At 61.5% G+C, this 25,098-nt stretch carries 20 protein-coding genes; 11 read left to right on the forward strand and 9 right to left on the reverse strand.

The genetic code is table 11. The annotated features are described in order from the left end of the window. Window positions 1-22 precede the first annotated feature (22 nt). On the forward strand, window positions 23-664 hold the full coding sequence (locus tag GXB78_RS19495) for an oxidoreductase (RefSeq protein WP_329516638.1): 642 nt from the start codon (window positions 23-25) through the stop codon (window positions 662-664). 100 nt (window positions 665-764) lie between these two features. Here GXB78_RS19495 and GXB78_RS19500 read toward each other — a convergent pair whose 3' ends face one another. From GXB78_RS19500 to GXB78_RS19515, 4 genes are all read right to left on the reverse strand, one after another. Beyond that, window positions 765-1,049: a YceK/YidQ family lipoprotein gene (locus GXB78_RS19500; RefSeq protein ID WP_329516639.1), complete on the reverse strand. Its 285-nt coding sequence runs from the start codon at window positions 1,047-1,049 to the stop codon at window positions 765-767. Further along, window positions 1,042-1,689, reverse strand: coding sequence for a flavin prenyltransferase UbiX (gene ubiX, locus GXB78_RS19505; protein ID WP_024014462.1), 648 nt, complete (start codon window positions 1,687-1,689; stop codon window positions 1,042-1,044). Before ubiX ends, GXB78_RS19500 begins: the two co-directional genes overlap by 8 nt. After that, window positions 1,686-3,035: a UDP-N-acetylmuramate:L-alanyl-gamma-D-glutamyl-meso-diaminopimelate ligase gene (mpl, locus tag GXB78_RS19510; protein WP_329516640.1), complete on the reverse strand. Its 1,350-nt coding sequence runs from the start codon at window positions 3,033-3,035 to the stop codon at window positions 1,686-1,688. The genes ubiX and mpl overlap by 4 nt, the downstream gene beginning before the upstream one ends. 226 nt (window positions 3,036-3,261) lie before the next feature. After that, window positions 3,262-5,172, reverse strand: coding sequence for a sigma-54-dependent Fis family transcriptional regulator (locus GXB78_RS19515; RefSeq protein WP_329516641.1), 1,911 nt, complete (start codon window positions 5,170-5,172; stop codon window positions 3,262-3,264). A gap of 409 nt (window positions 5,173-5,581) precedes the next feature. Here GXB78_RS19515 and exaC point away from each other — a divergent pair, with 409 nt between their 5' ends. From exaC to GXB78_RS19565, 10 genes are all read left to right on the forward strand, one after another. After that, a complete protein-coding gene (gene exaC, locus GXB78_RS19520) occupies window positions 5,582-7,102 on the forward strand; it encodes an acetaldehyde dehydrogenase ExaC (RefSeq protein WP_110646090.1) in 1,521 nt (506 codons plus the stop codon). Window positions 7,103-7,294: 192 nt separating this feature from the next. Beyond that, entirely contained in the window at window positions 7,295-8,746 is a 1,452-nt protein-coding gene (gene eat, locus GXB78_RS19525; RefSeq protein ID WP_329516642.1) for an ethanolamine permease, read from the forward strand. 52 nt (window positions 8,747-8,798) lie between these two features. Continuing rightward, the gene (locus GXB78_RS19530; protein WP_329516643.1) at window positions 8,799-10,193 is read left to right on the forward strand and encodes an ethanolamine ammonia-lyase subunit EutB; all 1,395 of its coding nucleotides are present in this window, start codon (window positions 8,799-8,801) and stop codon (window positions 10,191-10,193) included. A 5-nt stretch (window positions 10,194-10,198) separates the two neighbouring features. Further along, entirely contained in the window at window positions 10,199-11,023 is an 825-nt protein-coding gene (eutC, locus tag GXB78_RS19535) for an ethanolamine ammonia-lyase subunit EutC (RefSeq protein WP_329516644.1), read from the forward strand. Window positions 11,024-11,138: 115 nt separating this feature from the next. Then, window positions 11,139-11,600 (forward strand): GNAT family N-acetyltransferase, encoded by a 462-nt coding sequence (locus tag GXB78_RS19540; RefSeq protein WP_039771887.1) that lies wholly within the window; start codon window positions 11,139-11,141, stop codon window positions 11,598-11,600. 258 nt (window positions 11,601-11,858) lie between these two features. Continuing rightward, window positions 11,859-12,509, forward strand: a complete 651-nt coding sequence (locus GXB78_RS19545; RefSeq protein ID WP_016773001.1) for a DedA family protein — start codon at window positions 11,859-11,861, stop codon at window positions 12,507-12,509. A gap of 4 nt (window positions 12,510-12,513) precedes the next feature. Beyond that, complete coding sequence (locus GXB78_RS19550; RefSeq protein ID WP_329516645.1) at window positions 12,514-13,326, forward strand: M90 family metallopeptidase; 813 nt, start codon at window positions 12,514-12,516, stop codon at window positions 13,324-13,326. A gap of 112 nt (window positions 13,327-13,438) precedes the next feature. Further along, entirely contained in the window at window positions 13,439-13,966 is a 528-nt protein-coding gene (ppa, locus tag GXB78_RS19555) for an inorganic diphosphatase (protein ID WP_003205933.1), read from the forward strand. 320 nt (window positions 13,967-14,286) lie between these two features. Further along, a complete protein-coding gene (locus GXB78_RS19560) occupies window positions 14,287-15,033 on the forward strand; it encodes a S24 family peptidase (RefSeq protein ID WP_329516646.1) in 747 nt (248 codons plus the stop codon). A 435-nt stretch (window positions 15,034-15,468) separates the two neighbouring features. After that, window positions 15,469-15,639, forward strand: a complete 171-nt coding sequence (locus tag GXB78_RS19565; protein WP_329516647.1) for a hypothetical protein — start codon at window positions 15,469-15,471, stop codon at window positions 15,637-15,639. Window positions 15,640-15,714: 75 nt separating this feature from the next. Here the strand turns inward: GXB78_RS19565 and GXB78_RS19570 are convergent, their stop codons facing one another. From GXB78_RS19570 to GXB78_RS19590, 5 genes are read right to left on the reverse strand one after another with little or no spacing between them, the layout of a single operon-like run. Beyond that, on the reverse strand, window positions 15,715-16,527 hold the full coding sequence (locus GXB78_RS19570; protein ID WP_329516648.1) for a YfaP family protein: 813 nt from the start codon (window positions 16,525-16,527) through the stop codon (window positions 15,715-15,717). Window positions 16,528-16,530: 3 nt separating this feature from the next. Further along, complete coding sequence (locus tag GXB78_RS19575) at window positions 16,531-18,150, reverse strand: DUF2300 domain-containing protein (RefSeq protein ID WP_329516649.1); 1,620 nt, start codon at window positions 18,148-18,150, stop codon at window positions 16,531-16,533. A 1-nt stretch (window position 18,151) separates the two neighbouring features. Next, on the reverse strand, window positions 18,152-22,726 hold the full coding sequence (locus GXB78_RS19580; protein ID WP_329516650.1) for an alpha-2-macroglobulin family protein: 4,575 nt from the start codon (window positions 22,724-22,726) through the stop codon (window positions 18,152-18,154). Continuing rightward, on the reverse strand, window positions 22,723-23,373 hold the full coding sequence (locus GXB78_RS19585; RefSeq protein WP_329516651.1) for a DUF1175 domain-containing protein: 651 nt from the start codon (window positions 23,371-23,373) through the stop codon (window positions 22,723-22,725). Before GXB78_RS19585 ends, GXB78_RS19580 begins: the two co-directional genes overlap by 4 nt. After that, window positions 23,358-25,070 carry a DUF2138 domain-containing protein gene (locus GXB78_RS19590; protein ID WP_329516652.1) on the reverse strand — a complete coding sequence of 571 codons (1,713 nt, stop codon included), beginning with the start codon at window positions 25,068-25,070 and terminating at the stop codon, window positions 23,358-23,360. The genes GXB78_RS19585 and GXB78_RS19590 overlap by 16 nt, the downstream gene beginning before the upstream one ends. Window positions 25,071-25,098 lie beyond the last annotated feature (28 nt).

A 25,098-nucleotide genomic window follows, 5' to 3' on the forward strand; every position in this document is an offset into this window, starting at 1 on the left:
ACAGTATCAAGGGAGAGACACTATGTACTTGACGCCTCAGCACGTATTGCTTGCCGGAGCCACCGGATTGACCGGTGAACATCTGCTCGACCGTTTGCTCAACGAGCCAACGATAACCCGTGTCCTCGCCCCTTCACGCCGGCCGCTGGCCGAGCATCCGCATCTGGAAAACCCGGTCGGCGACCCGCAGACATTTCTGCCGCAGCTCAGTGGCCGGGTCGATATCGCTTATTGCTGCCTCGGTACCACGATCAAGCAGGCTGGCTCCGAAGAAGCCTTTCGCGCAGTCGATCTGGACATGGTGGTGGCGTTCGCCAAACGCGCGCGGGAGATGGGCGCGCGGCACCTGATCGTGATCAGCGCAATCGGCGCCGATCCGAATTCCTCGGTGTTCTACAACCGTGTCAAAGGCGAGATGGAACAGGCCCTGCGTGCGCAGAACTGGCCGCAACTGACCATTTGCCGCCCGTCGCTGTTGCTCGGCGAACGCACCGAACCGCGCCTGGTCGAGCAACTGGCCGGGCCGTTGTCGAAGCTGATTCCGGGCAAATACCACGGCATCGAAGCATGCCAATTGGCACGAGCGATGTGGCGCCTGGCGCTGGAAGAACAGGATGGCGTGCGGGTGATCGAGTCGGATGAGTTGCGCAAGTTAGGCAAATAACTCCGGGACTTTCAGAACCAAAAGATCGCAGCCTTCGGCAGCTCCTACAGAAGACCCCATTCCCCTGTAGGAGCTGCCGAAGGCTGCGATCTTTTGACCTTTACAATCCACCAGTCGCCTGAAAGCCCACGCCAATCACGGTGAGCAATGACAACGGCAACAACAGCGTATCCAGCAATGCACTGGCCGGCAGGTCCACCCCCGGATAGCTCGGTGCCTCGGCACCGAACCGGTCCATCGCACAGCAGCCGCCATTCAACGCATACAAATCCAGACGCGTCCCGGCGTACACCACCGGCGCGCCGGGTTTCGCCGCGTCCAGAGTACGCGCGGTAGCACACCCGCCCAGTTGCAGCGCCAGCACAATCACCAGCAGCTTATTCATCGCTGCTCAGATGATGCTCGCCCCAGCGCGGCAGCATGTCCTGCGGGATGCCAAGCAGATTGAGAATCCGCGCCACGACGAAATCGATAAGATCATCGATGGTCTGCGGCTGGTGATAGAAGCCCGGCGACGCCGGCAAAATGGTCACGCCCAGGTTCGACAGCTTGAGCATGTGCTCCAGATGGATGCTCGAGTACGGTGCCTCGCGCGGTACCAGAATCAACTGGCGGCGCTCCTTCAGCGTGACGTCCGCCGCACGTTCGATAAGGTTGTTGCAGGCGCCGGTGGCAATTGCCGACAGCGTCCCGGTCGAACACGGCACTACCACCATGGCCGCCGGCGCACCGGAGCCCGAAGCCACCGGCGACATCCAGTCTTCCTTGCCGTACACCCGAATCTGCCCGGCGGCGGCACCGGTGTATTCGGTGAGAAAGGCCTGCATCATCTGCGGTTTGTTCGGCAGGGACACGTCGGTCTCCGTGGCCATCACCAATTGCGCAGCCTTGGAGATCAGGAAGTGCACTTCGCGATCTTCGCGTACCAGACAATCGAGCAGGCGCAAGCCGTACTGCGCGCCCGAGGCGCCGGTCATCGCCAGGGTGATGCGTTCCGGGCCGCCGGCCTGGGAAAAAGTGTTCATTGCAGCGCCTCGGCGAGTTTGCCGTGCAGGCCACCAAAGCCGCCGTTGCTCATGATCACCACATGGGTGCCGGGCTGCGCCTGGCTCTTCACGCGTTCGATGATGCCTTCCAGCGAATCACTGACAATCGACGGCACCGTGCACAACGCTGCGGTGGCGCCGAGATCCCAACCGAGGTTGGCTGGGGCGTACCAGATCACCTGATCGGCATCGACCACGCTGTCCGGCAAGCCGTCACGGTGGGCGCCAAGCTTCATCGAGTTGGAGCGCGGCTCGATGATCGCAATCAACGGCGCGTCGCCGATACGTTTGCGCAGCCCATCGAGGGTGGTAGCGATGGCGGTCGGGTGGTGAGCGAAGTCGTCGTAAATGGTGATGCCGCGCACTTCAGCGACTTTCTCCATACGGCGTTTGACGTTCTTGAACGCGCTCAACCCGGCGATGCCCATCGACGGCACCACACCAACGTGACGCGCCGCGGCCAGAGCAGCCAGGGCGTTGGCAACGTTGTGCTGACCGGTCAAATCCCACTCGACGGTACCTTGCGACACGCCTTCGAACATCACTTCGAATGCCGAGCCGTCCTCGCTGAGCAACTTGACCTGCCACTGACCGCCGGCGCCGGTGGTTTGCACCGGGGTCCAGCAACCCATTTCGATCACGCGCTGCAAGGCCGACTCGGTGGTCGGATGGATGACCAGGCCTTCGCTCGGAATGGTCCGCACCAAATGGTGGAACTGACGTTCGATCGCCGGCAGATCGGGGAAGATGTCAGCGTGATCGAACTCAAGGTTGTTGAGGATCGCGGTGCGCGGGCGGTAGTGGACGAACTTCGAGCGCTTGTCGAAAAAGGCGCTGTCGTATTCGTCAGCCTCGATAACAAAGAACGGCGTGCCGCCCAGACGCGCGGACACCGAGAAATTCTGCGGCACGCCACCAATCAGGAAACCCGGACTCATGCCGGCGTGCTCCAGCACCCAGGCGAGCATGCTGCTGGTGGTGGTCTTGCCGTGGGTACCGGCAACGGCCAGTACCCAGCGCCCTTGCAGGACATGATCGGCCAGCCATTGCGGGCCGGAGACGTACGGCAGGCCTTTGTTCAGTACATATTCCACCGCCGGGTTGCCCCGGGACATGGCATTGCCGATCACCACCAGATCCGGCGCCGGATCGAGCTGCGCCGGGTCATAGCCCTGGGTCAGTTGAATGCCCTGGGCCTCGAGCTGCGTGCTCATCGGCGGATAGACGTTGGCGTCGGAGCCGGTCACGTGATGGCCCAGCTCTTTGGCCAACACCGCCATCGAGCCCATGAAAGTCCCGCAGATACCCAGAATATGAATGTGCATAGTCGACCTCGTAAAACATGGCCGCAGGTTAGCGTAGGGAGGGGGAAATGGCACTCTTTAGCTTTGTCGACCTGATCCTTGTGGCGAGGGAGCTTGCTCCCGCTCGACTGCGCAGCAGTCGTAGATCCTGCACATGCGGTTCATCTATCTGAACCGGGCCGGCTGGTTTTGGGGCCGCTTCGCAGCCCAGCGGGAGCAAGCTCCCTCGCCACAGGATGTGTGGAGGTCAGGCAGTACGAGAGATACCGTGTTTACGCAGTTTTCTATAAAGGGTGTTGCGGCTTACGCCCAGTTGCTGCGCTGTATGGGTCATGTGCCAGCGCGTCTGCTCCAGCGCATTGAGCAATGCAAGTCGCTCGGCGTCGTCCAGCGGCTGGGCGGCGATCTGCGCCGGCGCAACCGCCGGCCGCGCCTGGCGAATCATCACCGGCAAATCCTCAACTCCGACCCGCCCGCCATCACACAACGCCGCCAGCGTACGCAGGACATTGCGCAGCTGCCGCACATTGCCCGGCCAATTGAACCCCAGCAACGCGGCCCTCGCCGGTTCGTCGATCAGGATGGTTTCGCCGCCGGCCTCCTCGGCCAGCAGAAAATCCAGTAGCTGCGATTTGTCACTGCGCTCACGCAATGCCGGCAACGCCACTTCCAGCCCGTTCAAGCGGTAATACAGATCCTCGCGAAAACTGCCATCCTCGACCCGCTCCAGCAGATTGCGGTGCGTCGCACTGATGATCCGCACGTCCACCGCTTGCGGTTCACCGCCAATCGGCACCACTTGCCGATCTTCCAGCACACGCAGCAAGCGTGTCTGCAAGGCCAGCGGCATGTCGCCGATTTCGTCGAGGAACAAAGTGCCGCCATCGGCCTGCTGCAGTTTGCCGCGCATGCCGTCCTTGCGTGCGCCGGTGAAGCTGCCGCCGCGATAGCCGAACAGTTCGCTCTCGATCAGGCTTTCCGGGATGGCCGCGCAATTGAGTGCGACGAAGGCATTGCCGCAGCGCAGGCTGGCCTGATGCACAGCCTTGGCAAATGCCTCTTTGCCCGAGCCGGTTTCGCCATTGATCAGCAGCGGTACGTCGCGCTCGAACACGCGCAGGGCTTTGCGAAATTCTGCCTGCAACGCCTCGTCGCCGAGGCAGATGCCGGACAGGCGTGGTGCGCTCGGGGCGATTGGCGTTGGAACAATGGCTGTAGGTTTGCGCGCTTCGCCGCGCAACACGGCAAACAGATGCCGCCCGTCACGGGTGCGCAGCGGCCAACTGGCGCTGGCATTGGCACTCGCGCGGCCAAGCAATTCGTCCAGAGAACAATCGAAAAACGCTTCCACCGGTTGGCCGAGCAGACCACCGCGACCATGCCCGAGCAGGTTCAGCGCGCTCTGGTTGACCGCACTGATCCGCCCTTCGCCGTCGAACGCCAGCAGCCCTTCACTGAACAAGCCGACGGACTCGGCTTGCAGGTGAAAGCGCAGCAACCACTGATTGTCGAAACAGCGCAGGAAGTAGCAGCTCTCGATCATCTTCGCCGACAAATTGACCAGCGCCATGGTGTGGAACTGGCTCTGGCGCGACACGTCCGGCCGCGCCGAGGAGACGTCGAGTACCGCCAGCAACTCGCCATGCGGATCGAACACCGGGCTCGCCGAACAGGTCAGCCCGGTGTGGCGGCCGCGAAAGTGTTCGTCCTGATGAATAGTCAGCGCTTGGCGCTCAACGAGGCAGGTGCCGATACCGTTGGTGCCCTCGCAGGCTTCGCTCCAGTCGGCGCCGAGCCAGAGCCCGGCGCGCTCGAAAATCTTCCGTTCGGCCGGCGCGGTCACGCAGTTGAGGATCACCCCGCGTGCGTCGGTCAGCAACACCGCGTGGCCGGCACCGGAGAGTTGCTGATGCAGGCTGCTCATTTCGGTGCCGGCGATCTGCAGCACTTGTTGCAGACGTTCGCGACTTTCCAGCACTCGACCATGTTCAAGCACGGTCGGCGCCATGGTCACAGAAGGATCGAGGTGATAGTCCTCAAGGCAACGCAGCCACGATCGGGCGATGGATGGATCGGCCCCCGGCCCGTGCAAGTGCGGTTTGCCCTGGGTGACGGTGAGAACCTGGCGGGCATGGCGACTCAGATGGTTGTCGTGCATTTCTTATTGTTCTCCCCGAAAGGTCGAAGCAATCCTGGGTAGGAGCTGCCGCAGGCTGCGATCGTTTGATCTTGATCTTGAAAAACAAAAGCAAAAGCAAAAGATCGTCCGATCGCGGCCCGAGCCTTCGGCAGCGCCTACCGGATTTCTGTTGGCTGAGGATCCTCCAGCGGCTGCGGCATTGCAATGCTGGCAAGACCGCTCGGTCACGGGCTGTGCCGCAAGCGGTACAAATTGTCACGCGCGCTGTACCGAAACCGTCACAGCGCCCCTCCATTCGTCCGAGACAAACCGGCCAAGCCCTTGATTTGCCTGCTCTGCACGGCAGTGGCCCGGCCCTTGCTCTACGCTTATAGCAAGCGCACTTGCGCGTTTCTCTAATAAGTACAAAGCCAAGGAGAACATCATCATGCGTTACGCCCACCCCGGTACTGACGGCGCCAAAGTCTCGTTCAAGAGCAAGTACGGTAACTACATCGGCGGCGAATTCGTCGCGCCGGTCAAAGGTCAGTACTTCACCAATACCTCGCCAGTGAATGGCCAACCGATCGCCGAATTCCCCCGCTCCACCGCCGAAGACATCGACAAGGCGCTGGACGCCGCCCACGCTGCCGCCGATGCGTGGGGCGCCACTTCCGTGCAGGCGCGCTCGCTGATCCTGCTGAAAATCGCCGACCGCATCGAGGAAAACCTCGAACTGCTGGCGATCACCGAAACCTGGGACAACGGCAAAGCCATCCGCGAAACCCTCAACGCCGATATCCCGCTGGCCGCTGACCACTTCCGCTACTTCGCCGGCTGCCTGCGCGCCCAGGAAGGCAGCGCCGCGGAAATCGACGGCAACACCGTGGCCTATCACATCCATGAACCGCTGGGCGTGGTCGGCCAGATCATTCCGTGGAACTTCCCGCTGCTGATGGCCGCGTGGAAACTCGCGCCAGCGCTGGCCGCCGGTAACTGCGTGGTGCTCAAGCCTGCCGAGCAAACCCCGCTGGGCATCTGTGTGCTGATGGAACTGATCGGCGACCTGCTGCCGCCCGGCGTGCTCAATGTCGTGCAAGGCTTCGGCAAAGAAGCCGGCGAAGCCCTGGCAACCAGCAAGCGCATCGCCAAGATCGCCTTCACCGGCTCGACCCCGGTCGGCTCGCACATCATGAAATGCGCGGCGGAAAACATCATTCCGTCTACCGTGGAGCTGGGCGGCAAGTCGCCGAACATCTTCTTCGAAGACATCATGCAGGCCGAACCGAGCTTCATCGAAAAAGCCGCCGAAGGCCTGGTGCTGGCGTTCTTCAATCAGGGCGAAGTGTGCACCTGCCCTTCCCGCGCGCTGGTGCAGGAATCGATCTACGACGAATTCATGCAGGCCGTAATGAAGAAAGTCAGCCAGATCAAACGCGGCGATCCGCTGGACACCGAGACCATGGTCGGCGCCCAGGCGTCGGAGCAGCAATTCGACAAGATCCTCTCGTACCTGGAAATCGCCAAGGGCGAAGGCGCGGAACTGCTGACCGGCGGCAAGGTGGAAAAACTCGAGGGCAGCCTGGCCACCGGTTATTACATCCAGCCAACCCTGCTCAAGGGCACCAACAAGATGCGCGTGTTCCAGGAAGAAATCTTCGGCCCGGTGGTGAGCATCACCACCTTCAAGGACGAAGCCGAAGCCCTGGCGATCGCCAACGACACCGAGTTCGGCCTCGGCGCCGGCCTGTGGACCCGCGACATCAACCGCGCCTACCGCATGGGCCGGGCGATCAAGGCCGGTCGCGTGTGGACCAACTGCTACCACCTCTATCCGGCGCATGCCGCGTTCGGCGGTTACAAGAAGTCCGGCGTCGGCCGTGAAACCCACAAGATGATGCTCGACCACTATCAGCAGACCAAGAACCTGCTGGTGAGCTACGACATCAATCCTTTGGGGTTCTTCTGATCCAGACGGGGTGAGGCAGGTGTTCCTGCTTCGCCCTTTGGATTGTCTTCGCGAGCAGGCTCGCTCCCACAGGTGATTCATGGTCGTACGCAATCCCCTGTGGGAGCGAGCCTGCTCGCGAAAGCGTTGTGCCATTCAACCCAATGGCTTGGCTGTGGCCGGGCCTATAAAACAATAAGAAAGGTGAACCCTATGCCAAGCGAATCTCCGGCTAGCGCTCCGGCGACCGGCTCCTCCGTCGACTTCGAAAAAGTCGGCTCCGACTATTTCCAACAACGCGAACTGAAAAAAGGCGCCGCCGGCTGGGTCCTGCTGGTGGGACTCGGCGTCGCCTATGTGATTTCCGGCGACTACGCTGGCTGGAACTTCGGCCTTGCCCAGGGTGGCTGGGGCGGGATGTTTCTGGCCACGCTGCTGATGGCGACCATGTACCTGTGCATGTGCTTTTCCCTGGCCGAGCTGTCGTCGATGATCCCCACTGCCGGCGGCGGCTACGGTTTCGCCCGCAGCGCGTTCGGACCGTGGGGCGGGTTTCTTACCGGCACCGCGATCCTCATCGAATACGCCATCGCCCCCGCCGCCATCGCGGTGTTTATTGGTGCCTACTGCGAGTCGTTGTTCGGCATTGGCGGCTGGATGATTTATCTGGCGTTTTACATCATCTTCATCGCCATCCATATCTTCGGGGTGGGCGAAGCGCTCAAGCTGATGTTCATCATCACCGCCGTCGCCGCGCTGGCGCTGGGCGTTTTTCTGGTGGCGATGGTGCCGCACTTCGACGTCGCCAACCTGCTCGACATCCCGGTGACCACTGCGGTCGGCGCCAGTCCATTCCTGCCATTCGGCTACGTCGGTGTATGGGCAGCGATCCCCTATGCGATCTGGTTTTTCCTCGCCGTCGAAGGCGTGCCGCTGGCCGCCGAAGAAACCAAGAATCCCAAGCGTGACCTGCCGCGCGGCCTGATCGGGGCGATGCTGGTGTTGCTGATGTTTGCTCTGCTGATCCTGATCGTTGGCCCTGGCGGCGCTGGTGCCAATTCCTTGCTGACCTCCGGCAATCCATTGGTTGAAGCACTGAGCAAGGCCTACGGCGGCTCGACCTGGATGGGCAGCTTCGTCAACCTCGTCGGTCTCGCCGGGCTGATCGCCAGTTTCTTCTCGATCATCTACGCCTACTCGCGGCAGATCTTTGCGCTGTCGCGGGCCGGTTACCTGCCACGCAAACTGTCGCAGACCAACCAGAGCAAGGCGCCGGTGCTGGCGCTGGTGATTCCCGGCATTATCGGCTTCGGTCTGTCGCTGACCGGTCAGGGCGACTTGCTGATTCTGGTCGCGGTATTCGGCGCTACCATTTCCTATGTGCTGATGATGGCCGCGCACATTACCCTGCGCATCCGTCGCCCCAAAATGGACCGACCCTATCGCACGCCGGGTGGCATTTTCACATCCGGTGTGGCGCTGGTGCTGGCCTGCATCGCCGTGGTGGCGGGGTTCCTCGTCGATCCACGGGTGGTGATCGGCGCGGCGATCATCTATGGAGTGTTAATTGCTTACTTTGCTTTCTACAGTCGGCATCACTTGGTAGCGGGCACGCCGGAGGAAGAATTCGCGGCGATTCAGCAAGCTGAACAAGCCTTGCACTGATTGTCGAATACCACGGCGCAGAACTGTTCTGCGCCGTCACGGAGAACGCTGAATGGCCAGTTTTGCTCACACGGTCGGCGCGCAGACCTATCGCTTCGACAGCCTCAAAGACGTCATGGCCAAGGCCAGCCCGGCACGCTCGGGAGACTTTCTCGCCGAGATTGCCGCGCTCAACGACGGCGAACGGGTGGCCGCGCAAATGGCGCTGGCGGACACCCCGCTCACGCACTTTCTGCAGGAAGCGCTGATTCCCTACGAAGCCGATGAAGTCACCCGGCTGATCATCGACACCCACGACGCACAGGCCTTCGCCGTGGTCAGCCACCTCACCGTCGGCGGCTTTCGCGACTGGCTGCTCAGCGATGCCGCTGACGAAACCAGTTTGCGCGACCTCGCCCCCGGCCTGACCCCGGAAATGGTCGCCGCCGTGTCGAAAATCATGCGCGTGCAGGATCTGGTGCTGGTCGCGCAGAAAATCCGCGTGGTGACAAAATTTCGCGGCACCCTCGGTTTGCGCGGGCGCCTGTCGACCCGCCTGCAACCTAACCACCCGACTGACGAGCCCTCCGGCATCGCCGCGAGCATTCTCGACGGCCTGCTGTACGGCAACGGCGATGCGATGATCGGCGTCAACCCGGCCACCGACAGCATCGCTTCGATCTGCGCGATGCTGGAGATGCTCGACGCGATCATCCAGCGCTACGACATTCCAACCCAGGCCTGCGTGCTGACCCACGTCACCACTTCGATCGAGGCGATCAACCGTGGCGTGCCATTGGATCTGGTGTTCCAGTCGATTGCCGGCACCGAAGCGGCGAATGCCAGTTTCGGCATCAACCTCAACGTGTTGCAGGAAGGTTACGACGCCGGGCTCAGTCTCAAGCGTGGCACCCTCGGGCAGAACCTGATGTATTTCGAAACCGGTCAGGGCAGCGCGTTGTCAGCCAACGCCCACCACGGTGTCGATCAGCAGACCTGCGAGACCAGGGCCTACGCCGTGGCGCGACATTTCAAGCCGTTCCTGGTGAACACCGTCGTAGGATTTATCGGGCCGGAGTACCTCTACAACGGCAAGCAGATCATCCGCGCCGGCCTTGAAGATCACTTCTGCGGCAAGTTGCTCGGCGTGCCGATGGGCTGCGACATCTGCTACACCAACCACGCCGAAGCCGATCAGGACGACATGGACACCCTGCTGACGTTGCTCGGCGTCGCCGGGATCAACTTCATCATGGGCATCCCCGGCTCCGACGACATCATGCTCAATTACCAGACCACTTCCTTTCACGACGCCTTGTACGCCCGCCAGACCCTGGGCCTGAAACCGGCGCCGGAGTTCGAGCAATGGCTGGCCAACATGGGCATCTTCACCCAGGCGGACGGCAAGGTTCGCTTCGGCAACAACCTGCCGCCGGCCTTCCGCCAGGCCTTGGCGCACTTGGGATGAGTCTTATGGAAAAACCACCGGTCGATCCGCAAAACCCCTGGCTGGAACTGCGTCGCCTGACCCCGGCGCGGATTGCCTTGGGCCGCACCGGCACCAGCCTGCCGACGCGGGCGCAGCTGGACTTTCAGTTTGCCCACGCACAGGCCCGTGATGCCGTGCATCTGGCTTTCGATCACAGCGAAATCAGTGCACAACTGAGCGAGCGCGGGCGGGAAACCTTGGCACTGCAAAGCGCCGCGCCGGACCGACACACCTATCTGCAACGCCCGGATCTGGGGCGCAAGCTCAGCGATGAATCGGCGCAAACCTTGCGCGATTACGCCAGCGCACATCAAGGCGGGATCGATCTGGTGATCGTGGTCGCTGATGGCCTGTCGGCATTGGCGGTGCATCGGCATACGCTGCCATTTCTGACGCGCCTGGAAGAACAGATGAGCGGCGACGGCTGGTCCGTGGCGCCGGTGGTGCTGGTGGAACAGGGCCGCGTGGCCATCGGTGACGAAATCGGCCAACTGCTCGGGGCGAAAATGGTGGTCATGCTGATCGGCGAGCGTCCCGGTTTGAGTTCGCCGGACAGCCTCGGGCTGTATTTCACCTATGCGCCGAAGGTCGGCCTGACTGACGCCTATCGCAATTGCATTTCCAATGTACGGCTGGAAGGCTTGAGCTACGCCATGGCGGCGCATCGCTTGCTGTATCTGATGCGTGAAGCCTGCCGTCGGCAGCTGTCGGGGGTCAATCTGAAGGACGAAGCTCAGCTTCACACATTGGAGTCGGACGACGCTGTCGACATGAAAGGCAATTTCCTACTCGATCCGCCCCCAGCCTGAACCGTTTCCGCATTGCCATTCTGCGCTGGTTTCAGGCAGGATCGACGCACGGCCGCACGGGTTTCCCATCGCCGTCAGAGCAGTTGAAGACAGCCACTTGAAGACGAGACCTATCATGCGGATTATTCAAGCGACCCTCGAACATCTGGATTTGCTGACTCCTTTGTTCGTCAAATATCGCGAGTTCTACGGCTCCCTGCCTTACCCGGATTCCTCCCGCGCATTCCTCGAAAAACGTCTGCGCCGCAAAGAGTCGGTAATCTACCTGGCGCTCGCCGACGATGACGACAGGAAACTCATGGGCTTCTGCCAGCTCTATCCGAGCTTCTCTTCGCTGTCGCTCAAGCGCGTGTGGATCCTCAACGATATCTACGTCGCCGAAGATGCGCGCCGGCAGTTGGTCGCCGACAACCTGATCCGCACCGCAAAGAAAATGGCCAAGGAAACCCAGGCGGTGCGCATGCGCGTCTCGACCAGCGCGGACAACGAAGTGGCACAGAAAACCTACGAATCGATCGGCTTCAAGGAAGACACCGAGTTCAAGAACTACGTGCTGCCGATCAGCGAAGAGCTCTGACCCCAAAAGATCGCAGCCTTCGGCAGCTCCTACAACGGAACGCGTTCCAATTTAGGAGCTGCCGAAGGCTGCGATCTTTTGCGGGCTGACAATTGTTCACACCACGACATTCCGCGCTACAAAACCGGCACGCTTTTCAGCGGTCAGACCGTATAATCCCGATCTTTCCGGCTTGTAAGAAAAACTACACCCCGCTGTAGGCTTACACGAAGTCATCCGCACAGGCCTGCCGAGTCGGGCCGTCATACAGGTGCCCCCATGGATTTCAACCCGCTCGACCTTATCCTGCATCTCGACGTGTACCTCGATTTGCTGGTGAACAACTATGGGCCATGGATCTACGCCATTCTGTTTCTGGTGATCTTCTGTGAAACCGGCCTGGTGGTGATGCCGTTCCTGCCGGGTGACTCGCTGCTGTTCATCGCGGGCGCGGTGGCGGCCGGCGGCGGCATGGATCCGGTTTTGCTCGGCGGCCTGCTGATGCTGGCGGCGATCATGGGCGACAGCACCAACTACGTGATCGGACGCACGGCCGGGGAGAAGTTGTTCAGCAATCCGAATTCGAAAATCTTCCGCCGCGATTACCTGCAAAAGACCCACGATTTCTACGACAAGCATGGCGGCAAGACCGTAACCATGGCGCGTTTCCTGCCGATCATCCGCACCTTCGCGCCGTTCGTCGCCGGTGTGGCGCGCATGCCTTACCCGCGTTTCTTCGGTTTCAGCGTGCTCGGCACCATCCTCTGGGTTGGTGGTCTGGTCACCCTGGGTTACTTCTTTGGCAACGTGCCGTTCATCAAGAAAAACCTGTCGTTGCTGGTGGTGGCAATCATTCTGCTGTCGCTGGTGCCGATGATCATCGGCGTGGTGCGCAGCCGTTTCGGCGGCACCAAAGTGCAATCGCACTGATCCGATGTGGTCCCTGAGCGCCTGGCGTCGCCGGCGCCTCCTGGCCAGGCACCCGATTGCCGACGACCTGTGGCAACGGGTGCGCCATCAGCTCTCCTTTCTCGACGGCATCAGCGCTGCTGAAGACCAGTGGTTGCGCGAAGCCTGCGTGCTGTTTCTCGACGACAAACGCCTGACCGCCCTGCCCGGCGTCGAACTGCATCAGGAGCAGCGCCTGCTGCTCGCCGCCCAAGCACAGTTGCCGCTGATGCATCTCGGTGATCTGAACTGGTACCAGGGTTTCCACGAGATCGTGCTGTACCCGGACAACTTCCTCAGCCCGCAACGCCATCGCGATGCCAGCGGCGTCGAGCATGAGTGGGACGGCGAACACAGTGGTGAAGCGTGGCAGCAGGGCCCGGTGATTCTCGCCTGGCCCGGCGTACAGGCCAGCGGTGGCTGGGAAGGCTACAACCTGGTGATCCACGAGCTGGCGCACAAGCTCGACATGCTCAACGGCGATGCCAATGGCCTGCCGCCGCTGCACGCGGACATGCGCGTCAGCGATTGGGCCACGGTGATGCAGGCCGCCTATGACGACCTCAACCGCCAGCTCGACCACGATCCCGACGCCGAAACCGCCATCGACCCCTACGCCGCCGAGAACCCGGCGGAGTTCTTCGCGGTCACCAGCGAATACTTCTTCAGCGCCCCGGATCTGCTGCACGAGGCTTATCCACAGGTCTACTTGCAACTGCAGCTTTTCTACCGGCAGGATCCGTTGGGCAGACTGCGGCAACTTCAGACCACAGACCCGGTCTATCAGGCGCACGACTAAGCTCTGCACGACTTCTGGTACGTGGCGTCGGCGTAGGAATGTGCCTATAATCGCCGCCACTTTTTGGTCAATCCGGCCAAGTGTTTTTGGTCAACTACGGGGGCAACGCCCAATGAGCTACAGCAAGATTCCGGCTGGCAAAGACCTGCCGAACGACATCTACGTCGCGATCGAGATCCCGGCCAACCACGCGCCGATCAAATACGAAATCGACAAAGACAGCGATTGCCTGTTCGTTGACCGTTTCATGGCCACCCCAATGTTCTACCCGGCCAACTACGGTTACATCCCGAACACCCTGGCTGACGACGGTGATCCCCTCGACGTGCTGGTCGTGACCCCTTACCCGGTAGCGCCAGGCTCGGTAATCCGCGCCCGTCCGGTCGGCATCCTGAACATGACCGACGACGGCGGCGGCGATGCCAAAGTCATCGCCGTGCCACACGACAAGCTGTCGCAGCTGTATGTCGACGTGAAGGAATACACCGACCTGCCGCCACTGCTGATCCAGCAGATCGAGCACTTCTTCGCCAACTACAAGGATCTCGAGAAAGGCAAGTGGGTCAAGATCGAAGGCTGGGCCGGTGCTGACGCCGCCCGCGAAGCGATCACCAAGTCGGTTGCCGCCTACAAGGGCTAAGCAATTGCGCCTTGCGTGAAGCTTGAAAAAAACCCCGGACTTCCGGGGTTTTTTGTTATTGGCGTCTGCATAATCGACTCGGTTCTTCAAGGCGATGTATCTTGAAATACACCCTGGTCGGGCCCCTCTTCCTTCGGGAGAGGGCTGGGGTGAGGGGCTCTTGAAAAAGCCAGACTAAACAAGCCGTTTAAATTCCTACATGCAGTTTTAATCTGTTTAATTTCCCACAAGCGCGTCTTACATCCCGTCGCAAAATACAGGCTTTTTTTGAACGCCCGGTTTATTCAAACCGCTCTAGTCCGGCCGTAGACTCCGTGTTTATGAGAAAGAACACTAGCGGTCCACGATTCAAGGCACTCCTGGAAGCAGCGAACATCAGCACCACGGATTTCGCAAGGTTCTGGGGCACGGAAGCCCAAAACGTTCATAACTGGTACACCCGGGGCGTCCCGGCGTATCGCATGGAAGAAGTCTCACGCCTGTTGTCGGTCAATAGTGAATGGCTGAAAACCGGGGAAGGCGTCAAGGAGGTCCCGCGCCTGCACCCGCCCGCCAGCAATGGCGACACGTTCGATGCCCAGTCCATCTGCGGCGTCTACACCGTCATCAACCCCAGCGATATCGACCTGGCTTTCTTCAAGGAAACCCCGATCGCCAACGCCGACGGCAAAACCCACGTCATCCTCGACCCTGATCAATCCCTGCGCCTGCCTCGCGCCCACCTCGATCAACTCGACATCCAGCACGCCAATGCCATTTGCGCGCACATGATCGGCAACAGCATGGCCGATCGCATCGAAGACGGCTCCATCGTCGCCATCGACCGCGGCCTGACCCAGGTCGTCGACGGCGAAATCTACGCCGTCGAGCACGACGGCATGCTGCGCATCAAATACCTGCACCGCATGCCCGGCAACGGCCTGCGCATGCGCAGCCACAACAGCGCCGAATACCCCGACGAGGTTTTCCGGCCGGCGCAGATCGAAGAGCAGCGGATTCACATTCTTGGCTGGGTATTCTGGTGGTCGACACTGGGCAAGCGCAGGCCGGTGGTGCCGTTTCTGTGATGCGTTCGCTGATATCAAGCTTTGCGCAGAACCTGTGGGAGCGAGCCTGCTCGCGAAGAGGCCCTGACAACCGGTACAAATCCCGAGTTTGTACCGCTTCAGTCGCTCTAAACCGCACTTGAGGCTGGGAATCCCAAGCAAAACTCAGTATCCTGCGCCCCACATTCGCGCATCGACCCGCCCAGCGGCTCGGATGACGCCCGACGCGGCAGACCAACGTCTGACCAAGTCCCGCAGCCGGACGCAGATCCGGATGTACGTTTTGAAGGCTGGCGCGGTTTACCAAAAATAAACCAAGCCAGTCCCCGAGAAGCCGGCCACAAGCCGGCTTTTTAATGTCTGCAACAAATCAGCTCCACGGCTGACATCGCGTTTCAGCTTGTATTTCGCGCAACGCATTGATTACCGTTGGGCCAATATCGCAGGGAACATTAAATGCCCATAGTCTCATTCCCGATTCAGGACCCGCTGAAACGCGTCGCCGAGCGCGGCGAACTCCCTGTCGAAGGTACGCTGACCAGTGAAGAAGATGAGGAACTTGTCGCCATCGTCCACGAGCGCCTCGCCGCCCCTCAGAGAATGCAGGTCAGTCTGGCTGATCTGTAAGTTGGGCATAAATATGGATTGAGCGCCCCGCTACAGGCGCCGAATTTGTCCAACAACTTGTTGGACAAATGCCCCTCACGGATAACTGAACGACTTCACCAACGTCAACTCCCCCGCCGTCCGCATCGGCACTACAAACGTCTCCATCTTCTCGCTCGGCGTGCCTTCTTCAGTAACCACCGTCACCTGCGCCGTAGTCAGCGCCTGCGCCGCTTCATCTCCACCCTCGTCATCCCCGCGATACCCGCCGCCGTAATAATTCACATAGACCAGATATTGCCCCTTGATCGGCGCGGGCATGGCGGCGATTTCCGGGCCGTAGCCGGTGGTGACGTCGACGTCGAGGGCGGCGCCGTTGGCGGCAGTGCGATTGCCGTACCAGATGTGGGCGCCATCGGGGGTGATCAGGTGCAGGTCGAGGTCGGTGCCGTCGCTGTCCCAGGCCAGCAGCACGCGCAGTTTGGCCGGGGTGGCGCCGCCGCGGGCGTTGAGGAATTGCGTGCGGTGGCGTTGTTGGCCGTCGGCGCTGCGCACTTCGACGCTGTTGCTGCCGTTGGGGAAGGAGAACGGGCGGTCGAAGCCGCCGGTTGGGTCGATTTTCAGTGGCATGCTGACGCCATTGACGATCAGACGGCCTGGTTCGTTGTTCTTCGGCACGGCTTTGATCTGGCCGCTGATTCTGGCGGTATTGGCCTGGCCAAGCGGTGTGTTGACCGACGAGGCCGGGTAGTTGACGGTCTGGCGGAAGCTCTCGCCCTCGCCTTGCGGTGCGCCGCTGCGCCAGCCGCCCACCGGGGTGTCGAGTTTGACGCCATCGGCGGCGTGCGCCTGCGGCAGTGCGTTGAGGGCACAGAGCAGCAGCAAGACCTGTGGATAACGGAGTGTCATGGTCTATTCCAGCAAAAGGTGACGGGCGAGCCCTTCGATGTAGGTTTCATCCTGGCCGTTGGGGTGTGCTTCGAAGGCCAGGTGCAGATATTCGTGGGTCAGGTCGAGGCGATCCTGCAGGGTCAGGACGCCGCGCACGTAAATGCGCTGGCGTTCGCGGTCGACGAAGGGTCGGCCGAAGGCCAGTTTGCATACGGCGAAAGTGCTGACTTCGTTGTAGCCGGTTTCGCTTTCCAGCTTCGGGCGCCAGCCGCGTCGCTGTTTCTGCAACCAGTCTTGCGCGGCGGGTAATGCTTCGCACGAGGCGACCGGGTTGTCCCAGCGGCTGAGGCTGGCGCGTGGATAGGCGTGCAGCAGAATCGCGTCGTAGCGCTGGCCGGCGTTGGCCTGTTCCACGGCTTGCTGCCAGGCGAGTTTGTCCGGGCCGGGTTGCTCGGAGTGATAGGTAACGGTGCTGCCGGCCAGCACCAGATCCGCTGTCCACGCCGCAATGTTGCGCGACTCGGCCGAGGCCGGGCGCGGGGCGACGCGCTGGCGATTGCTGCTGTCGTCGATGCTCAGGCAATCACCGTTGCGCGTGGCGTTTTGCAGCAGATAAGTGCGGATCGCTACGGCCAGCGCCTTGGCCGCTTCGGCAGGTTCCGGTCTGGCTTCGCGCTCAAGGACGCGGGCGACATATTCTTCGCGATCAAGCCTTGCGACGAGTTTGTCATTGAGCAGAAACAGTTCGCCGTCGCTGTGGATATCCAGTGCGTTGCCGTTGGCAAATTCGACGCGATAGTCGCCGCGCATTGGCCCGGACGTGGCTACACGATCTCCGGACAGAACCTTGGAAAGCGGATATTTCGAGAACAGCCCGACCTCCACACAACGGCCTGCGTCCACCGGCCAAGCCGTCGGCAATACGCTGGCCAACGCTTGGCCGTAGTGACGCAGGACCATCTGACTGGTGCCGCGCCCGCCCGCCCAGATCGGTGCGCCGTCGGCGCTCCAGCCGGCGAATCCACCCTGGCGCGATTGTGCATCCTGTTCGCCGAGCCAGCTCCAGGTTTTCACCCGCAGACGCCCGCCCAACTCGCCGACGATATTGCCGTCCGCCGCGCTCAGCACGACATCGAGCAGCACGCGGCGCGTCTGATCCTGCGCTGGCAGCAACGCCAGAACGCTCAATAACTCGGCAACCGAAACCCTTGTTGCCGGTTGCACGGCTGGCAAATCCAGCAACCACGTCGGCGCTTGCCGCGCCTGCCAATACGCTCGCCAATCCGTCGCTGCAATGCCCAACCGCGCCGGTTCGAAATACAGACCGCAGGATTTCACCAGCGCCTGATCCCGCTCGATCTTGCCGCCCGCCGAGCAGCAATAAACTTCTTCTTTGGACTGCCCGCGACATTCATACGCCGGTTCCCGCGCACCGGTATCCACCAGCCATGCGTAGACGAACAACTTCCACAGACTGCCCAACGGCGCATCCAGCGATGACGGCAACGGTTCGCGCTTGATCAGTTGCGTCTGACTCAACGACAACAACTCGCCCTTGTACGCCACGCGCAACGGCTCGTCCTGCGCCGTTGCCAGCGCAGGCATCACACACATCAGCAGCCACAGCAGCGGCCGAATCATGTCAGTTAACCGTGACCTGACCGAGTGCGGTTTTCGCCTCCTGGGCCTGATGCTGCGGCGCATACACCTGCTTGAAGCGTACCGGCGGCAGATTGAACTGGCCCTTCTGCGAGAAGCGCACCAGATGACGCAGGCGCAACTCGCCACTCAGCGCGTCAACCGGCACCGCGTAAGCCAACTGACCCGATTCAAAGCGCGCCTTCTCCAGCGCGGTCGGCTCGGTGCCGTCCTTGCCCTGCAACTTGATGCCCCACGTCGTGCGCTCGACATCGGCGCCCGGTGGCAGCGGCACTTCAAGCATGGCGTAGCGCAGCGGTTTCGGTGCCTTGCTGGTGAGGATCACCTCGTCCAGGTACAGGCTGTCGCTGGACAACGGTTTAGTACCGACCGGCTCGAGTTTGAAGGTGAACGCTTCGTCGCCCGGCACCAGCCGCGACAGACGCCGAGTGACGCTCACGGCCATCGGATCGACCTGCGGCTGTTGAGTCTGGAAGCTCAGCGCTGCACGCAACGGCCGCTCTTGCGTGCCGGACACGCTCAGCACGCTCGGCAGTGGCGTCGCGCCTTGCCATGTCCAGTACATCTCGCCGCTGGCGCCGTAGTTTTTCTTCCAGCCTTCACCGGGCATCAACGCGATGGTCGGTGACGCCTGGGCGATGCTGCGTTGCAGCCAGGTCAGCGCCAGTGCACGTTCCAGCGTCGATTGCTGTGGCAGCAACCGTTGCAGCAATGCCGTCGCACGAGCTTGATCGAACGGCTGCAGTGACAGGTTCAGTGCTTCTACAAAAGGCTGCGAACTGGTCGCCAGACGTTGTTGCGCTGCGCCCAGTTGACGATTGAACGCCTCCGGCAAAGCAACTTTCGCCTGCGTGGCCAACGATGCAGTGAGTACCCGCGCCGCTGCCAGACCGAGTGCCGAATCCGGATCGCTCATCACCAGACTGTCCTGGCCGTCGTCGAGCAAGGTTTCGGCACCGCCTTCATCAGCCCTGGCCAAATCATCGATCAAACCGCTGAGCAGCGTGTTCACAGGCAACTGCATCTGTTTGGCGAACGACAGAATCAGCGCCCGTTGCAGCAATGGCGTATTCGGCGCTTGCTTGGCGTACACCTCGAGTACCCGCTGCCAGTGCTCCGGCGGCAGGGTCAGGTCGAGTACGCGGCTGGCGTTCCAGTCCGCGTAATAGGCGTAGGCGGTGAGGAATGCATCCGGCTCGCCGTCGTAGCCCCACCAGGTGAAGCTCGCCGACGGCCCGGCCATTTGCACCAGACGCAGGCGGCTGTTCTGCATGATCAGGCGCAAGCGATCGCGAATCTGCGGGTTCGAGGCCAGCGATGGATAAGCGATGCTCAGCGGCAGCAAACGACTGGCCGTCTGCTCGACGCCGCCGTACGGGTAGCTGAGCAGATCGTCGAGGGCCGCACGGAACAGCGCTTGCGGACTGTCATCCAGCCGCAGACGAATATCCGTGGCATCCGCCGGCAAACTCAACGGAGTGTCACCGCTGACCACATCGAGGCTTTGCGTCTGGGTGACCTGCCAGCCTTCACCGGTTGCACTCAGTCGAACCGCCAACGCGTCGGCGACTTTGCCGTCCTGCACCAACTCCGCCGTCCATTCGCCAGTGGCCAGGGCGAACGCCGGCAACGGCAGGTAATTGATGCCGCTGTTCAGGGTCACCGGCACTCGCTGTTCGGTGCCGGCATAGTGCGTTACCAGTTCAGCCTTGACCGGCTTCTGCGCCTGACTGAACGCAAACACGCCCAGTTGCGGCTGATCGCCCTTGCGGAATCTGCTCGGCCCGCTCCACTTCAGGTACAGCGGTTTTTCCGAACGGACAAACTGCTTCTTCTGCCCGACCTGACCGTCATCGGCAATCGCCCGCGCGGTGATGCGCCAGCGGGTCAGCGAGTCCGGCATCTTGAAGGTGAAACGGGTTTTGCCATCGGCGCCGGTCAATAACTCCGGTTGCCACGCTGCAGTATCAACGTCTTCACGGCGCGGACGTTCGAGCACTTTTACACCGCGTTCGCTGCGGTTGGCCTTGCCCGGTGCGCCGGGGCTGCCCGGCAACGCCACGTCATAGCTGATGAATGACAGGCTGGCACTGGTGCGCACGTTATTGCGGCGTGGGTGATAGAAGAACTGGTTGATGCTCGGCTCGACTTCCGGTTGCAGCGCGTAGACCATTTCGTCGACCACGCTGACCGTCAAGTGTGCCGGGACGGCTTTGCCGGCGAACTGCGTGGTCAGGTCGACCGTGACCGTATCGCCTGGCAGGTACACCGCTTTGTCGGTGCTGATCGCAACGTCGATTTGCGGCGCGACCACTTTGATCCCGGCGTTCTGGAAGCTGTACTGACCGCCCTTGGTGTAGAGCACGGAGAAGGTCAGGTTCGGCGCAAAATTGTCCTTCACCGCAATGCGCGCGCGGTATTGGGTGTCGCTGAGTTTTTCCAGTTTCAGCCAGTCACCGCCCTTGGCCAGCAGCGCGGTGGCTTCGACCTTGTCGCGCTCCAGCGACAGCAGTGCATCGCTGACCGGCTCGGGAAAGGTGATCAGCGCCAGCGCTTCTTCGCCCGCCTTGTACTCAGGCTTGTCGAGGACGATTTCCACCGTGCCCGGCACCGCTTTCACACCGTCGCCAGTGACCGAATGGCCGGTGGCACCTAGGACTCGACCGTGTTGATCCTTCAGCGTCAGGTTATAAGTGCCCGGACGCTCGAAGGCGAGACTGAAACCTTTATTCGTTGCAGCGAGTTTGCCTTCGCCGGTGCTCTGGTCTTCCAGGCGCACCCAGGCGTAGCTGCTCGGCGTGACTGCTTTGCTTTGATCAGTGCCGCCCTCGTTGGCGTAGGTAAACGCGACCTTGTCACCGACCGCGCTGAAACGCTGCGGCGCGCTCAAGCGAAAAGTTGCCGCGCCGCGGTCGATGAGGATTTCCTTGGTGGTCTTGACCCGATACGCCGCACCATCGCTGGCGAACACCGTGAGCATGTAGCGGCTTGGCTTGTCGGCGGCAGGCAGGTCGAGTGTCGCGCTGCCCCTGCTGTCCGTGGTCAGTTCGGTGCTGGTCAATTCCACCGGGAATTGCCCGAGGTATTGCAGCTCGTTGTCGACCATCGATAGTTGCTGGGCGCGCAGGCTCAGGCTCAATTTGGCGTTCGCCACCGGTTTACCGTCCGGGTAGAGCAGCACCAGACTGCCTTTGACCGGTTCGCCGGTGCGGTAGTCCTGCTTGGCCAGATTCAGCGAGATTTCGAAGTGCGGCTTGATGTACTCGGCCACACGGAAAGCGCTGCTGTAGGCCTGATCCTTGTAATTGAAACGGATCTCGTAGCCGCCGGCGACGGCGTTGTCCGGCAACTGGAAGCGGCCCTGGGTTCCAGCCTTGGAATCCAGTTTCAGGTCGAGGGTCTGCAGTTCGGTACCCGTGGCATCGAGCACGCTGACACTGACATCCGCCGCGCCCGGCAGCACCGAATCACGGGCATTCTTGAACTCGCGACCAACGATTTTCAGCGACACCCAATCGCCCGGACGATAAAGCGGGCGGTCGGTGAAGGCATAGAGTTTGGTGTCGTAGATTTCGCTGTCGTAGTAGAAGTTTTCCGAGACGAATACGCCGCCCTCTTCATCCTCGCCAATGACGAACGAGCGCTCCGGGCTGACGTGTTTCAGACGCAGCAAACCGTCGGCATCGGTGGCACCGCTGCTCATCACGCCGAGGCCATCGGTCCACAACACATTGACCTTTGCCACCGAGCTGCCTTCGTGTTTGCGCGCGGCCCAGACCAGCAATTCGTCACCGGCAATCTTGCTCACCGCGACGGTGTTGGAGACGAAAACCATGGTGGTTGCGCGGTACTTGCCGATCAGCGCTTCAACCAGATAAAGCCCCGGCTTCAGGTTGCCCAGCGGGATGTACACGTTGCCCGGCGCGACGCTGACGAAGTCGCTGGACGAACCGGCCAGATTGACCCCGGCCGGCGGCTGGATCGGTTTGGCCTGCCACAGCGGATAACGGAACTGGCTGACCACCGGCAGACCCGGGATCAGCGCGAATTGTGGCTGCGCGTCGTAAGGCGTCGGCGCAACCATGGCCTCGCCCATTTTCAGTTCTGGCACTTCTTCGGTGACCTGCTTGCGCGATTCGTAAGAGAACGCACGCTGCATCACCCGGCGGGATTTGCGATACCAGTTGTCCCACAGATACGCGAGGGTATTGGACAGGCCTTCGCCCTTGAACTGGCCGTCACTGACCACACGGTGCAGATTTTTCTGGCGTTTGAGGAAATCCAGCGGCTTGTCGATGCGATATACACGAATGTCGGCGCCGCCGTACGGTTCCATGCGAAAGCGCCGGTAGTCACGACCCGGGGCTTCGAGGCGGACCATCGCCTGCTCGTCACTGGCAAAACTGCTGTCGGCGAGCAGGAAGAAGCTCTCACCGGCCACCGGCGTGTAATTGCTCGGCTCCACCGAGTCTTCGGCATTGGCGCTGGTCAACGGCAGCAGCACCGCCAACAGCAAGGAAATTCGCGAACAGATACGCAACATGCGAGCACCGGTCATTGGGAGAGAAAGTTCAGTCGATAGACGCCGATGAAGTTGGGGTTGGCTGCGTCGGGTATCCATCGGGTGTCCTTCCATGTCATGAGTTGCTGCAGGCTTGCCGAACGCATGCCGTTGTCAGTGGGGGTGGTGGTGCCGGTGTGATAGGCGATGTAGCGGCCCATCCAGATCATCAGGTGCTGGTCGTCGCCCTGATCGAAAAACATCAGGTCACCGGGCCGCGCCTGCGACACATCGCGGCCGACCAGATGACTGTTGAACTGAATCAGTTTGATCGCGTTGACGTACGGCCCGACCTTGCCGCCGCCCTGCTGCCACTGTTGCGCGAGCTTGCGCTGCTCGTCGCTCAGCGTCAGCTCCGGCGGTAGATAGCGATTGGACAGACCATTGCTGCGCAGCCATTTGTCGTCGTGGACTTTCAGCGCTTCGTTGGCGGCAAAGCGCACCAGCCCGGCGCAGTCCTGCTGATACCAGCGCGGGCTCGGGCCTTTGCTCAGCTGTTCCTGGGCGATGCGCACGAACCAGGCGCGGAATACCTGGGATTGCGCCGGATCGAGCGCTGGCGCTTCAACCGCACGGGCGCCTGCGCTCAGCAGCAACGCGAGCAGGCCGAGGCTGCGGAGCAGTGCGCTCACAGCGCTTTCCATTCCAGCGGCAGCCATTGCCAGTGGCCGTCGGGCTCGGCGCCTTCGGGCAGGGTCAGGGCATATTTGCCGTAGCCGCCGAGGGTGCGCAGTTTCGGCATCAGGTAGGTTTGCGCAGCGTTGTAGAACACCGGCTCCATGTCCTGCGGCAGGCTGTCGAGGGTTTCGCGCTGCATCAGTTGCGCCATCGCGTCCGGGCCGAAATAGATCGGCATCAGCACATCCTTGGGCAGCACGTCGGCCATCGGCGGGAAACGCTTGTCGAGGGTGCCGAGGGCTTTGTCGACGAGTTTGTCGTCGAGGGAAAACAGCAGCGTCGAGCCGTGACGGGCAAGGCTGACTGTCATGAACGCCTTGGCGGAAATCGCCTCCGGGTTTTCAGCGGTCTTCGCCGCGTACGGACCGAAACTGGAGCTGACCTGACGCTGCCAGACGTGGCTCTGGCCTTCCTGCTTGTCGATCACCGGGAATACTTTCTCGGCGACGTTCGCTTCGAACGCGCCGACCATCGAACCGAACAACTTGCCAAGATCAGCGTCGAGTTTGCTGCTGTCCTCGTCTTTGAGACTGGCGACCAGCAACGGCGTGTACAGCCGCGAATCGGCGTACCAGCACAGACCGGCCGCGCCAGCGACGTGTTCGGTGAGAGTCTGCGCCACCGCTTCGTCGGCGCCGAGTTTGATCAGGATCGGCTTCTGCGGTTCGGCCGCCACCGGCAGGGTCACGCAAGCGCTCGCCCCCAGCGGCATCGCCTGCCAGACCGGTTTGAAATCGAAGTCCGGCTGGTTTTCCAGTTCATCCATGGCCAGATAGCTGTGCCAGCCCTTGTCGTCCATGTCGAAACGCAATCCGGCGAAATTCGGGATGAAGCGCTGATAGCCCATGGCGAGGACGCTGGAATTGACCGATAGACGCTGTTTGGTTTCCGGGCTTTTCGCTGGCAGGCCGAACGCTTCGGGAAAAAGCTTTTCGCCATTGAGCAACGCCGCCAGCGCTGGCGCCGAAACGTGGCCGGACTCTTCCGAGACGCCGCTTTCCGGATCGTAGTACTTGGCCGGATTGGACAGCACCACCAGTTTGTCGCCGCGCGATGCAAACAACAGCGATTTACTGGCGTTGTAGCTGAGCTGATACAACGGCACTTCGTCGCTGCCGACGTTCAGAGTGCCGAAGACGCTGAGCTGGGTATCATCCAGCGCGACCTTGGCCAGCGGCTCGAGCAGCTTGGCCAGGCCGCCGCGATCCATTACCAGCAGAAAATCCTTCAAGCGACCGTCTGCGCCACGCCATAACGCAACATCGGCCGGTTGATCGAAAAGCTCTTCGATCAGGCTGTCCTGCAATTTGAGGTCATGCTCGTAGATGATCCGCCGCAGGCTGCCGATCAGGCCGAGACGATCAGCATGGGTTTCGTAATAGAAAACGAAATCCTCGGTCAGTGTGGCCTTGAGGAAGGGCACCGTCAGCAGATCCTTGGGCAACTGGCTCAGCGAACGGGTTTCGAGCAAGGCGTCCGGACGGCTGAGGCCGAGCTTGTCACTGGCAAGTGCCGCCGGCGGCGCCTTGGGCTTGAGCAGCAGCCAGCCGAAACCGCCCGCCACACCAGCCACCAGGCACAGCCCGAGCACGACCAGCGGCCAGCGCCGCGAAGGTTTGGCCGCGGGTGTCGCGGCAGCTGGAGTCACAGTGTTATCGCTCATGTTCACAACATCCGAGTTCATCCGTGGC

Origin of the sequence: Pseudomonas moraviensis subsp. stanleyae (assembly GCF_036283065.1) — a bacterium.
Classification (GTDB): domain Bacteria; phylum Pseudomonadota; class Gammaproteobacteria; order Pseudomonadales; family Pseudomonadaceae; genus Aquipseudomonas; species Aquipseudomonas stanleyae.